At 66.1% G+C, this 13046-nt stretch carries 10 protein-coding genes; 6 read left to right on the top strand and 4 right to left on the bottom strand.

Annotated elements, in window-relative coordinates:
* The first annotated feature begins 137 nt into the window (after positions 1-137).
* Positions 138-3845, top strand: a complete 3708-nt coding sequence (locus O3300_RS04260; protein WP_305052155.1) for a PAS domain S-box protein — start codon at positions 138-140, stop codon at positions 3843-3845.
* A 13-nt stretch (positions 3846-3858) separates the two neighbouring features.
* Positions 3859-4854, top strand: coding sequence for an HD domain-containing phosphohydrolase (locus O3300_RS04255; RefSeq protein ID WP_289897706.1), 996 nt, complete (start codon positions 3859-3861; stop codon positions 4852-4854).
* Between the two features lie 12 nt (positions 4855-4866).
* On the opposite strand, the gene O3300_RS04250 is transcribed toward O3300_RS04255, so the two are convergent.
* From O3300_RS04250 to O3300_RS04235, 4 genes are all read right to left on the bottom strand, one after another.
* On the bottom strand, positions 4867-5547 hold the full coding sequence (locus O3300_RS04250; protein ID WP_305052154.1) for an RES family NAD+ phosphorylase: 681 nt from the start codon (positions 5545-5547) through the stop codon (positions 4867-4869).
* Positions 5548-5553: 6 nt separating this feature from the next.
* Positions 5554-6327, bottom strand: a complete 774-nt coding sequence (locus O3300_RS04245; RefSeq protein WP_305052153.1) for a hypothetical protein — start codon at positions 6325-6327, stop codon at positions 5554-5556.
* 119 nt (positions 6328-6446) lie between these two features.
* Positions 6447-8321: a triacylglycerol lipase gene (locus O3300_RS04240; protein ID WP_305052152.1), complete on the bottom strand. Its 1875-nt coding sequence runs from the start codon at positions 8319-8321 to the stop codon at positions 6447-6449.
* Between the two features lie 13 nt (positions 8322-8334).
* Positions 8335-9105 carry a YdiY family protein gene (locus O3300_RS04235; protein WP_289897710.1) on the bottom strand — a complete coding sequence of 257 codons (771 nt, stop codon included), beginning with the start codon at positions 9103-9105 and terminating at the stop codon, positions 8335-8337.
* Between the two features lie 245 nt (positions 9106-9350).
* Here O3300_RS04235 and O3300_RS04230 point away from each other — a divergent pair, with 245 nt between their 5' ends.
* The 4 genes from O3300_RS04230 (at position 9351) to O3300_RS04215 (ending at position 12948) form a co-directional block, all read left to right on the top strand.
* On the top strand, positions 9351-9740 hold the full coding sequence (locus tag O3300_RS04230) for a hypothetical protein (RefSeq protein WP_305052151.1): 390 nt from the start codon (positions 9351-9353) through the stop codon (positions 9738-9740).
* Between the two features lie 107 nt (positions 9741-9847).
* Positions 9848-10534 carry a winged helix-turn-helix domain-containing protein gene (locus O3300_RS04225; protein WP_034785794.1) on the top strand — a complete coding sequence of 229 codons (687 nt, stop codon included), beginning with the start codon at positions 9848-9850 and terminating at the stop codon, positions 10532-10534.
* Positions 10527-11879 carry a cell wall metabolism sensor histidine kinase WalK gene (locus O3300_RS04220; protein WP_305052150.1) on the top strand — a complete coding sequence of 451 codons (1353 nt, stop codon included), beginning with the start codon at positions 10527-10529 and terminating at the stop codon, positions 11877-11879. Before O3300_RS04225 ends, O3300_RS04220 begins: the two co-directional genes overlap by 8 nt.
* A 166-nt stretch (positions 11880-12045) precedes the next feature.
* The gene (locus O3300_RS04215; protein WP_305052149.1) at positions 12046-12948 is read left to right on the top strand and encodes a DUF535 family protein; all 903 of its coding nucleotides are present in this window, start codon (positions 12046-12048) and stop codon (positions 12946-12948) included.
* The last annotated feature ends 98 nt before the right edge of the window (positions 12949-13046 follow it).

Genomic DNA, 13046 nt, shown 5'->3' with positions numbered 1-13046 from the left:
CGAGCCTTGCCCTGGTCGACTGCTACCGTTGTCATTTCCGCTGTGTTGCCGCTTTAGTAAAAAGCGTGGCGCCGGCGCGCGCGGTGCGCCGTCATGTTTTGCGACGTCACGTTTCACTCACCTTATGCCACGACAGTATGTTTAGTTCCATCTTTGCCGTATCGACCGATACCATGCAGTACATCTACGGCACGCACAACGCCTGGCTGGTGCTGTTTTCCATCGGCATCGCCATCTTTGCCTCGTTCATGGCCTTGCAGATCGCCGGCATGGCGCGCAGCAGCGAGCGCGGCTTCCAGCGCCAGACGGCCATCATCACGGGCGCCATCGCGCTCGGCGGCGGCATCTGGTCGATGCACTTCATCGGCATGCTGGCTTTCGACATCTGCACGCGCGTCTCCTTCGACCCCAGCCTGACCCTGCTCTCCATGCTGCCCGGCGTGGCCGCTTCGTGGGTGGCGCTGCACATGCTGGCGCGCCCGAGCATCAACTGGCGCCAGCTGGTGGTGGGCGGCGTGCTCGTCGGCGTGGGCATCGGTTCCATGCATTACAGCGGCATGGCCGCCATGCAGACGTCGCTGACCCTGCATTACCAGCCCTGGCTGTTCGCCCTGTCGCTGGTGGTGGCCGTCGTCATGGCCATGCTGGCGCTGTGGATACGCTTCGGCCTGAGCGCCATGCGTTTGCGCATGAGTCCCCTGGCGTCCTTGCTGGTCAGCAGTGCCGTCATGGGCTTGGCCATTTCCGGCATGCATTACACGGGCATGCTGGCGGCGCGCTTTTCCGGCACCCCCACGGCAGGCGACAACACGATCACGGTGCAAGCGTCATTCGTGGCCCTGGCCGTGGCGCTGATCACCGTCACCCTGACTGTGTTTGTCGCCGCCGCGAACGGCTTGCTGCGCTACCGCCAGCTGCTGCGCCATGCGAGCGCCAGCGAATCGCGCCTGCGCGCCATCGTCGATACGGCGGCCGACGGCTTGATCACCATCGATGGCCAGGGCAAGGTGCGCTCCTTCAATCCCGCCGCGGAAAGCCTGTTCGGCTGGCGCGAAGCGGAGATCGTGGGGCGCGACGCCAGCGTGCTGCTGCAGCAGTCCGACGCGGCCGAGTACGAGGGCTATCTGCGCGACTACCTGGAAACGGGCGCCTCGCGCATCCTCGACAGCGGACGCGAACTCGATGGCTGCCACAAGGATGGCGCCGTGCTGCCCATGCGCGTGGCGATCGGCAAGATCGACACGCCGGGCCAGCCCCTGTTCGTGGCGTTTGTCACGGACATGCGCTCGTCGCGCAGCATGGAGCAGGCGCTCAAGGACAGCGAGCGCCAGTACCGCACCCTGATCCGCAACATTCCCGGCGTCTCGTTCCACTGCAGCTTCGCGCCCGAATGGAAGATGATCTTCATCAGCGACGCCGTCTTCAACCTGACGGGCTGGATGCCGCAGGACTTCGTCGAGGGCCGCGTCAGGCTGTTCGACCTCGTACACCCGGACGACCGCCAGCGCGTCAACGACACCTGCGTGCAGGCGGCCGGCGAAAAGCGCGACTTCGAGAACGTCTACCGCCTGATCCACCGCGACGGGCGCGAGCGCTGGGTGCGCGAAAGCAGCGGCCCCGTGCTCGACAACGACGGCGTGGTGCGCTGGATCGACGGCGTCATCCTCGACATCACGGAAAGCGAATTGCGCAACGCCGAGTACGAAGGCAAGGTGACGGCCATCTCGCGCGCGACGGCCGTCGCGGAATTCGACCTGCAGGGGCGCATCCTGGCGGCCAACGAGAACTTCCTCGATCTGATCGGCTACCGTCCCGACGACGTGCTGGGCTTGCACCACAGCATCTTCTGCGAACCGGGCTATGTGACTTCGCCCGATTACATCGCGTTCTGGCAGCACCTGGCGCAGGGTGAATTCAACACGGGCGAGTACAAACGCATCGGCAAGGATGGCCGGGAAGTGTGGATACAGGCGTCGTACAACCCCATCTTCAATACGGACGGCAAGCCGTTCAAGGTGGTCAAGCTGGCCACCGACGTGAGCGAACGGCGCGCCATGCAGGAAAACCTGCGCGCGGCCAAAGACCGCGCCGAGCTGGCCGCCGAATCGAAGACCAGCTTCCTGGCCAACATGAGCCATGAAATCCGCACGCCGATGAACGCCATCATCGGCTTCACGGAAGTGCTGCTGGGGACCGCCCTGGACAGCCTGCAGCGCCGCCACCTGGGCACGGTGCGCCAGTCGGCCCGTTCCCTGCTCGAACTGCTCAACGACATCCTCGACACGGCCAAGCTGGAAAAAGGCGCCACCGAGCTGGAACTGGTGGACTTTTCGCTGCCGGACCTGGTCGACCACGTGGCCGCGTCGCTGCGCATCACGGCCCATGCGCGCGACCTGGTGCTGCATGTCGACATCGACCCGGGCATGGGCCAATTCTTCCTGGGCGACGCGCGCCGGGTGCAGCAGGTGCTGACGAATTTGATCGGCAACGCCGTCAAGTTCACGGAAGTGGGCCATGTGCGCGTGGCCGTCGGCATGCAGGGCGAGCAGGTGCATATCGCCGTGCACGATACGGGCATCGGCATCCCCGCCGACCGCCTGGACAAGATCTTCGCGCCGTTCACGCAGGCCGATTCCTCGATGAGCCGGCGCTTTGGCGGCACGGGCCTGGGCACGACGATTTCGCTGCAGCTCGTCGAGCTGATGAAAGGCACCATCACGGTGGAAAGCACCCTGGGCGTGGGCAGCGTGTTCCACGTGCTGTTGCCGCTGGCGCCGGGCAAGGCCGTGGCGCGCCGCAGCGAGCAGCCCGTGGTGGCCTTGCCGCCGCTGCGCATCCTGGCGGCCGACGACGTGCCGCAGAACGTGGAGCTGCTCCTGATCAGCCTGGGCGCGGCCGGCCACCAGGTGATCGCCGCCAGCGATGGCGAGAGCGCCGTGCGCGAATTCGGCAAGGGCAGCTTCGACATCGTCCTGATGGATGTGCAGATGCCGCGCATGGATGGCCTGGAAGCGACGCGCCTGATCCGCGTGCACGAGCGCGAGCAGGGCTTGAAGGCGACGCCCATCATCGCCCTGACGGCCAGCGTGCTGGAACAGGACCGGCGCGCCGCGCAGACGGCCGGCATGAACGGTTTCGCTTCGAAGCCGCTGGAAATGCACAAGCTGACGGCGGAAATCGCCCGCCTGCTCGATATCGCCGTGGCCATGCCGCCGCCGGCGGCCGGTGCGGCGGCGCGCGCCGCTGCCGGCCAGGTGGACTGGCAGCGCGGCATCGCCCTGTGGGGCGGACGCGAAGCCCTGCAGCGGGCCATCGCGCGCTTCGTGCAGGCCAATGGCGACTGCGCCGCCATGCTGGCGGCGGAACTGGAACGGGGCGGCAGCAGCGTGGCCGGCCACCTGCTGCACCGTATCAAGGGTGCGGCGGGCAACCTGTGCCTGGTGCAGGTCGAAAGCCTGCTGGGGCGCATCGAACAAGCGATTGCGCGCCAGTTGCCGGTGACCGAATTGCTGGTGCAGCTGGCGGCCGCCTTCATGGCGCTGGCCGGCGAGCTGGAAGAGGCGGGCATGCCGGCCGTGGCCATGCAGGCGCCGGCCGCCAGCGCGCCCCTCGATGCAGCCGCCGCTGGCGCCTTGCTGCGGCAAGCTATCGCCAGCCTGGAAGGCGGGCAGCTGGACGACGCCTTGATGGCGCAGATCGCCGCCATGCTGGCGCCGCACGGCCAGCAGCCGCGCCTGCAGGCGCTGGCCAGCGCCATCGACGACTTTGAATTTGCGCGTGCCGCGGGCGTGCTGCGCCAGCTGCTGGCGTGGCTGGAAGCGCCGACGCCTGCCGACCTTTCCTGATATTGGGCTAACGATGACCTTACACGAAGACAAACCGATCCTGCTGCTGGTCGACGATGAAGCGACGAATCTGCAGGTGCTGCGCCAGATTTTGCAGGACGATTACCGCCTGCTGTATGCCAAGGATGGCGAGAAGGCGCTGGAACTGGCGCAGAACAATCCCGTCGAACTGATCCTGCTCGACATCATGATGCCCGCCATGACGGGCTATGAAGTGTGCCGCCAGCTGAAAGCCATGCCGGCCACCGCGTCCATCCCCGTCATTTTTGTGACGGCCCTGTGCGACGTGAAGGACGAGGCGGACGGCTTCGACGCGGGCGCCGTCGACTACATCACGAAACCCGTCAGCCCGCCCATCGTGCGCGCCCGCGTGCGCACGCATCTGTCGCTGGTGGACGCCGAGGAATTGCGCCGCTCGCGCCTGCAGGTGATCCAGACCCTGGGCCAGGCGGCCGAGTACAAGGACAACGAGACGGGCATGCACGTCATCCGCATGAGCTATTACGCGCGCCAACTGGCGCTGGCGGCCGGCTACAGCGCGGGCAGGGCGGAAGACTTGCTCAACGCGGCGCCCATGCACGACGTGGGCAAGATCGGCATCCCCGACGCCATCCTGCAAAAACCGGGCAAGCTCGATGCGGACGAATGGAAAGTCATGCGCAGCCACGCGGAAATCGGCGCGGCCATCATCGGCGAGCATGCGGGCGGCCTCTTGAAAATGGCGCGCACCATCGCCCTGACGCACCATGAAAAATGGGACGGCAGCGGCTATCCGCAAGGCTTGAAGGGCGAGGAAATCCCCCACGAAGGCCGCATCGTCGCCATCGCCGACGTCTTCGACGCCCTCACCAGCGAACGCCCGTACAAGCGCGCCTGGACGGTCGACGAAGCCATCGCCACCATGCAGCGCGACAGCGGCACGCACTTCGACCCGCAACTGCTGGCGCTGTTCATCGAGCAGCTGCCGGCCATGCTGGAAATCAAGGACAAGTGGCGCGAGCCTGCGTAAGGGAGTCGCAGGTCAGGGCGGGTCCACGCGCAGGCGGTCGGCAAGCAGGCGTGCGCAGGCAGCGGCGTCGCCGAATCGCACGTGTTGGCACGCCATGTCGCTGCCCAGCTTGCTCATGTGGCGCGATGAAATGGCATACGCAAGTTTGCCGGGCGGGCGGCGCGATGGATACATGAAACCGTGAATCGCGCCGGCTTCCTGCGCAATGATCCGATCCAGCTGCCAGCCCAGCCATTGGCACCAGCCGTGATCGGGGCTGCGCAATTGCTCATAGATGCCCAGCCGGCTGGCGGCCAGACCCGTCAGGTCGAGCAGCCGCAGTGGCACGCTGAATGACAGCGTCGCGATCAGCGCTTGTTGCGCGTTGTGGTCGAGGTAAAAGGTGCCCGGGCGCGTGACGTCGTTACGGAAAAGCTGGGCTTCCCAGGCTGCCGTGTAGGCATCGTCCGCAATATATACCCAGTGATAGGGTAAGCCGTGCGCATTGGCCAGCTCGGCGGGCGGACCGAAGCGGTAGGTCCGTTCAACCTTCGCTGGCCAGATGGATGCCGTGTTCCACGCCGCGCGCACGAGGGCCTGGCCGGCCTGAAGGATGATGATATTGCTCAATAATTCAGTGTGCAGCGATGCCAATGCCGGCAGGCGTGCGGCCATGTCTGGCGGAATTGGTGTTTCTTGCAGTTCAGACGTCATGCGGGACTAGCCTATGATGTCAGCCATCCCCCTATGCTGCCACTTTGCCGATGCCATGACCTTGCGTAATCTCTCGCTGGCCGGCAGATCCAGCAGCGCCTGCTGGCTGGTATGCACTGCGGGCCGCGTTTCAAACGATTTGCCTGCGAGCATCTCTGCTGGCGAAAGTTCGTTGAGTTCGTCTGCACTGCTGATCCAGAAAGCATGGATTTCACTGCTTGGCTGGCCGGCCAGGATGGCCAGCACGGGCGCGATCAGTTCCGGCACGGGCTGTATAAATTGCCATGCTGGAAATTCCTTGCCGATACTGCGTCCCTTGGGCGTCACGCAATAAAACCGCTGGCTTTCCACGGCGCGATACAGCGACGCTTGCGACAGTTCCACCCATCCCTGGCCAATGACTTCTGAAACCTTGAGTTTTGATGCAGGAAGTTGCAGCAGGATCGATGGCGGCGTGGCGACCAGCGAGGCGCGCGCCGCATGGAGCGCGCGCGTGGCCAGCTCGATCAGGCGCTCGCGCTCGGGACCGTGCGCCAGTATGTCGAGTTGCGCACCCACCAACTGCGAGAATTGTTCCACTGCCCGCAAGTCCCTATCTGTCCATTCCTGTCGGTCTGGCGCCAGGGTGCTGTGAGTCAGATGTGCTGTCATGTTCACTCCTCGGATAAATGCGGCTGACATCTCACTCACAAGATTATCATGTTTCGCAACTTTATCAAGCGAGCAGCGCACTTTTCCCGCATCAGGCAGCTGGATATGCGGCCGTGCGGTCATGGTCATTGCTTTCTTGCATCTGGATCGGCGCCGTGGCGATGCTGATGAGCAATGGCTGGAGGCAGGCAGGCAGGCAGGGTAGGTGGGATTACGCAGGCTGCTCCGCGCATCCGACCTGCGATGCCTTATGGCAAGCTGTCCGGCAGCCGCAAAATCCGCCGTATCTCCAGAATCGCCTGCGGGCTTTCCTGCACGCTGTGCCAGGACGGGATGACTTTTTCGGACAACGCGCCGTCGAGGTGGGCGCTGGCATAGGGCACCACGCCATCGCTCGATTCGGCCAGCGGCAGGTCCGGCGTGTCGTTGCCCATGATGGAGTAGTAGCGCACTTTCGGGCTGATGGGCAGGTCGGCCACCAGGCGCACGAACGGGTCCTTGTCGCTGAGGTTATCGATGCTGTTGGGGATGCGCAGCGGTTCGCTGCTGCCCGTGTCGAGCTGCGCCAGGCTGCCGGCCGCGTCGGACAACTGGTCGAGCATGGTGATCGGCAAGGTGACGAGGTTGGCGATCCAGCGCGCCACCTTGTGGTTGGCGAACGAGGTGCCGCGGTGCGGCGCGGCGATGAAGATGGCGCGGTTCACCTGCGGCATGGCCGTGAAATTCAGGTAGGGCGCCAGGCCGGCGCGCACTTTTTCCGCCTTCTTGCCCTTCAAATTGTATTCTTCCGTGATGGCGTCGAGCAGGGTGTTGCTGGCGTCGGACACCATCAGGCGCGCCAGCACGCCGCCCATGCTGTGGCCGATCAAGACCATGTCGTTGGCGGCGTCCGCCTTGCCAGCCGGGTCGAACTGCGCCAGGGTGGCGGCAAGCGCCTGGCGGATGGCGGCGTTGTTGGCCGCCAGCGGCGCATTGCTCGGGTAGTACACTTGCCAGATCTGGTAGCGTCGGCGCAGCTGTTCGTCGCCCATCAGTTCATTCGCCACGTTGATCCACGCTTCCGGGCTGCTGGCCAGGCCGTGCAGCATGACGATGGTGCGCTTGTTCGGGTCGTAGGGCTGCATCAGGTGCACCTGCGGGCGCGAAATGCCGTCGGCGCGGCCGAACAGGGTGCGCAGCGCCTGCACGCCGAAGCCGGAGCGGGCCAGCCACAAACCATAGCCGGCCGTGAAATTGGCGGCCACGGGCAGTTCCTGGCCCGCCATGCGCGTCGATTCGCTGCGCGTCGGGTCGACCAGCATCACCAGCAGCTGTTGCGTGGCCAGCACTTCCTGCAGGCTGTTGCCGTCGAAGCGGATCAGCGCCGTGACGACGGGGAAGCGGGTTTCCTGGTAGGGCACATAGTCGCCTTTCGACGCCTGGGGCTTGGGCATGACGGCCACCAGGTCGGCGCCGAAGCCGTCGCGCCGGTACACATTGCGCAGGCCGGAAAACGACAGCGAGGTGGCCGGCAGCAGTTCTTCGGGCAGGGTGCCGTCCTCGGGCAGGCGCAGGGCCGACAATTCGCTGTCGATCTGCCAGCCGGCGACGCGGATCACATGGCCGTCGGGACGGTATTCGCCGCGGTGGCGGAACAGGTTGCCGACGGCCTTTTGCACGGCATAGTTATAGTAGTCGCGGATCTGCGTCTGGCGTTCCTCGAAGGCGCGCTGGCCCGGCGTGCGCGTAGTGTAGAACAGGTAGGCATACGCGTAGCGGGCCGATTCCAGCCAGGCGGCCAGCAGTTCGGCGCTGGCGTGGCCGCCCTGTTTTTCTTCCGCCAGCGCGCTTTCCAGCCACAATTCGGACAGGGTGGCCAGGCGCTGCTCGTCGCTGAGCAGCTCGGAGCGGGCCAGGTCGGCGCGGCAGCTGCCCGTATTGGCTTCGCAGGCGGCGATGTCGCTGCCGATGATGCGCAACACCTCGCTGGCCGCGGCGCTCAATTTCCCCGTGGTGAGGATGTCGCCGCGCCGCTGCTGCAGGTAGTCGGCCGGCGAGATCGCGCTGACGGTGACGGCGGCGCAGCCGCTCAGGAGCGCCGCGGCGCACAGGAGGGCGCATACGCGCAGACGCCGCATCAGCATGGCCGGTCCGCGCCTAGAACGAGTAGACCAGGGTCAGCGACGTCTGCGTATCCGTGTTCTTCTTGTCGTCCGGTACGCGCGTGTCGTTGCGGGCGCTGAAGGCGGCCTTCATCTGCATGGTGCCGTTGATTTTCGTGCTGAGCGCCGTCTCGGCGATCGAGTGGGTGTTCGAGGTGCCCCGTTCCACGCTGATCGTTTGCGTAAACATGGCCGACTGGCTGATCTTCCACTTCATGGCGGCCGCGCCGCGCACCGTCAGGCCGTGTTCCGATTCGCCCGCGTCGTTGGTGCCGCTGAAATAGCCGGGACCGATTTCCACGTCGACGCTTTTGTCGCTCGACTGGTACCAGCGCGAGCCATGACCGACGGCCAGGGTCGAGTACTTGGTGTAGGCGCCGAACTTGTCGTTCACGTGCGAGGCCAGCACGAACAGTTTTTCATGGTCGGCCATCAGCTTGTAGGCGGCCTTGGCGGAGGCGGAAAAGCGTTCCGCCGAGCGTTCGCGCACTTTCTCGCCGTCGTCGTTCGTCGTTTCGTCTTCCTTGAAATAGCCGCTGAAGATGTACTGGTTGCTCCAGTCATCGAGTTCCTGGCGCGCGTCGATCTTGCCCGTGACGGAGGTGCCGACCGTGTTGCCCGAGGTGGTGATGGCGCCCAGTTCGGCGGAAGTGCTCCAGCTGCCGATGGGGATTTCATCGAACAGCATGCTTTGCTTGGTGTCGGCGGCGGCGGCGCTGCCGCAGGTGATGGCCAGCGCCAGTGCGAGAGAGTGGGTCGGTTTCATGGCTGTATTTGTCTGTGGCGCGCGCCGGGCGTGCCTGCTGTTCGTTAATGGCAGTGGTGGCTATGCAGGCCGCGGCAAGCCGGGAGGCGCCGATAAACCTGCGCACATGCGCGCGCGGGCGCGGCCAAAAATTGTCGAGGCTGTATTGTACCCGACCCTGCCATCGTTCGCCGCACGCGGCGGCGCGCATGGATGCTGCTATATTATGAGAAATATTGCAAACCTGGCATGCATGGATGATGACGATGAAAATGGCACGCAAGCTTGTTACCCTGATATGGCTGTGCGGTGCGGCGCCAGCGGGCGCGCAGGCGCCCGAAGCGGCGCCGGTACAGGATCCTGGGCCGGCACCGCAACTGACGCAAACGATGATACGCGATGCCGTGCGCGCCGTGCTGGCGGAAGAGGCGCAGGTGCGCGACTCTTTGCCGCAGCCGGCCATGCAGCAGGTGACGATACGCGCCGACAGAAAATATGAGCAGTTTGCTGCCGCCTTTGCCGAAGCGAAGGTGCCCGACTGCCTGCACGCCGATGGCTTGAAGCGCCAGCCCACCGGCATCGGCCCGCTCGCCATCGGCGGCGTGTATGCCTTGCCCTTCATGGCGATCGCCAAGCTGCGCGGAAAATGTAACTAGCCGGGGAACGCCGCCCGGCGGCGCGACCGCGCGGCGGGGCTGGCAAGTGGCGCGCGCCTGGCGTATGCTGCGCATGTTTGCTGTCCCGCTCTTTACAAGGAATTCCCGTGCGCTGCCTGGTCATCGAAGACGAAGCTGAAACTTCCCGCTATATTTGTGCCGGCCTGCGCGAGGCTGGCCACGACGTCACCGCCTGCGACAATGGCATCGACGGCATGCGCCTGGCCTGCGGCGAAGACTGGGATGCGCTGGTGCTCGACCGCCTGCTGCCCGGCGAGATCGATGGCCTGGCCATCGTCGCGCGCCTGCGCGGCATGGGCCGCAACACGCCCGTGCTGGTGCTGTCGGCCCTGTCCAGCGTCGACGAGCGCGTGCGCGGCTTGCGCAGCGGCGGCGACGATTATTTGTCAAAACCGTTCGCCATCGCCGAACTGCTGGCGCGCATCGAGGCGCTGCTGCGGCGCGCCGCGCCCGTGCCCGAATCGACGCAGCTGCAGGTGGCCGACCTGGTGCTCGACATGCGCACCATGCGCGTGACGCGCGCTAACCGGCAAATCGCCCTGCAGCCGCGCGAATTCCGTTTGCTCGAATATCTGATGCGCCACCAGGGCCAGTCCGTCACGCGCGCCATGCTGCTCGAAGCCGTGTGGGACTACCATTTCGACCCGCAGACCAACGTCATCGACGTGCAGGTGAGCCGCTTGCGCACCAAGGTGGACAAGGAATTTTCGCCGCCGCTGATCCACACGGTGCGCGGCGTCGGCTACACCCTGGGCGTGATCGACAGTGCGTAACTGGCACCGCTCGATCGCGGCCCGCCTGGCGCTCGGTTATGGCGTGCTGGTGGTCGTCTCGATCAGCATCGTCTGCGCCGTGTTCTATTTCGGCACCATCGGCGTGCTCGATCGCAGCGTGGACCGCAAGCTGACCCTGCTCTCGGAGCGCCTCGCCGCCCTGTACCAGCAGGGCGATGCCAGCCGCACGACGGCGGAAATCGCCCATTTGCTGACCGATCGCACCGACAGCGACACGGAAATCTTCCTGCTGGTGGGCGCCGACGGCCGCCGCGTGGCGGGCAATCTGTCGTCCTGGCCCGACGTGGGCAGCCCCGTGGGCCGCTTGCTGCACCGCGACGTCACGCGCGAAGGGCGCCGGGTGCCCGCGCGCATGTTGATCCGCGACCTGGAGGGCGGCGCGCGCCTGTTCGTCGGGCGCGACATGGAAGAGGGCAAGTCGATCCGCACCCTGGTGCTGCGCTCGCTGGCCTATGGCGGCGGGGTGGCCATCCTGCTGGTGGTGGCGGGCGCCTGGCTGTTCCGCCGCCAGCTCGAGGCGCGCATTGGGCAGATCCGCCGCACGGCGGGGGAAATCGAGGCGGGCGACCTGAGCCGGCGCATTCCCGTCTCCAGCGAGGATGAATTCGGCTTGCTGAGCCGCGACATCAACCGCATGCTCGACCGCATCGAACATTTGATGGAAGGCGTGCGCCACGTGTCGAACGCCATCGCGCACGACTTGCGCACGCCGCTGGCGCGCATCCGCAACAAGCTCGATGGCGCCTTGCGCCAGCAGCAGGACGTGGCCGGCTACGAGAGCGCGGCGCAGGCGGCCATCGACGACATCGACGACCTGACGCGCGTGTTCGACAAGCTGCTGCAGATCGCGGCGGCCGAATCGGGCATGCGCCCGGAGAATTTCGACGACATCGACTTGCAGCAGATCGGCGCCGACATCGTGGAAATGTACGAAGCCACGGCCGACGAGCAGGGCGTGCTGCTGGTGCAGATGTATGGCGAAGGCGTGCCGGCGCGCGGCGACCGCAATCTGCTGGGCAGCGCCCTGGCCAGCCTGGTCGACAACGCCATCAAGTACGCGGGTTCGGGCGCCACGGTGGAAGTGTCGGCCGGCAGCGATGAACAGGGCAGCTGGCTGGCCGTGCGCGACAACGGCCCAGGCGTGCCGACGGAAGAATTGCCGAAGCTGACGCAGCGCTTCTACCGGCTCGACAAGAGCCGCCACTTGCCCGGCAATGGCCTGGGCCTGTCCATCGTGGCGGCCATCGCGGCCCTGCATGGCGGCAGCCTGGATATCGAGGATGCGGCGCCGGGCCTGCGCCTGCGCTTGCGGCTGCTGCGCTAGCTTGCCAGTGCCCGTGGCATATCCGCACATTACCAACTTGTAACCCCCTTCATTTTCACCTCCCCCTATCATCCGCTTTACCCCGCGTAGAGCGGCTGCGTGCGCGCAGCCGCCCGTGTCGGGCTGCCTGCGGCCGTCGCCGCGTCCCGTTCAGTAGAGCCGTTTCATGCATACATTTACCGCCACCGGCGACAACGCCGCGCCGCAACCGGCGCCACTGCGCCAGCATGGCCACCGGATCAAGGCGGCGCTGGGCGCGCTCGTCTTCCCCCTGCAGCGCGCGCGCTGGCAAGCGGTCATCGCCGCGACGCCGGGCCTGGCGGCGCTGGCGCAAGCCCATCCCAGCCTGCGCTACAAGATCTATCGCCCCTACGCCAGCCGCCAGCTGGGCTGCGCGGCGAGGGTGGACCTGCTGTGCGGGCATTACCGTTTCCTGTGGCAGGCGGGCGCGCGGCCGCTGGTGGAATACGCGGCGCGGCGCGCGCTGGTGCTGGCCAGCATCGAAGGCAAGGATGGCGCCAGCTACCGCTTGCAGCTGACGGCCATCCATGACAGCCACCGCGAAGGGGAGCTGTGCCTGCGCCTGACGCGCGACGGCGTGCCGCTGTACCTGGCCAGTTTCCTGTTCCGGCCCCAGCCTGGCGGCGCCGTCATCCAGCTGGGCGCCTTGCAGGGCTTGCGCTCGCCCGCCGGCGCGCAGGCGGTGAAGGAGGCCACGCGGGCGCTGCACGGCTGCCGGCCAAAAAACCTGATGGTGGCCGCCTTGCGCGACCTGGGCGACTTTTTCGGCTGCGGCCACCTGGACCTGGTCAGCAACGCCAACCGCATCGCGCTGAACTGGCGCCGGCGCCGGCATATCTCCTGCGACTACGACCTGGCGTGGCGGGAATTGCATGCGGTGCCCACCAGCGACGGCAATTACCGCCTGCCTTGCGGCCCTTGCCGGATGCCGGACCTGGAACTGGTGCCGTCGAAAAAGCGCGCCGATGCACGCCGCCGCGGCGCCATGCTGGTGCAGCTGGCGGCCGACATGCGCTGGCAAGTGGCGGCCCTGCTGCACGCGCAATGACGGCGCAGGGCGGGGTTTCTTGACCTGCGCGGCTTTTTTGCCGGGCAGCCCGGCGCATTCGGCGCGATCGGCGTATACTGAGCGGCGTTGTTAACCTG

This window comes from Janthinobacterium sp. SUN206, from assembly GCF_030587305.1.
GTDB lineage: Bacteria > Pseudomonadota > Gammaproteobacteria > Burkholderiales > Burkholderiaceae_D > Janthinobacterium > Janthinobacterium kumbetense.
Note: the sequence above shows the minus strand (reverse complement) of the source record. Positions and strands in the feature narration are given on the sequence as shown.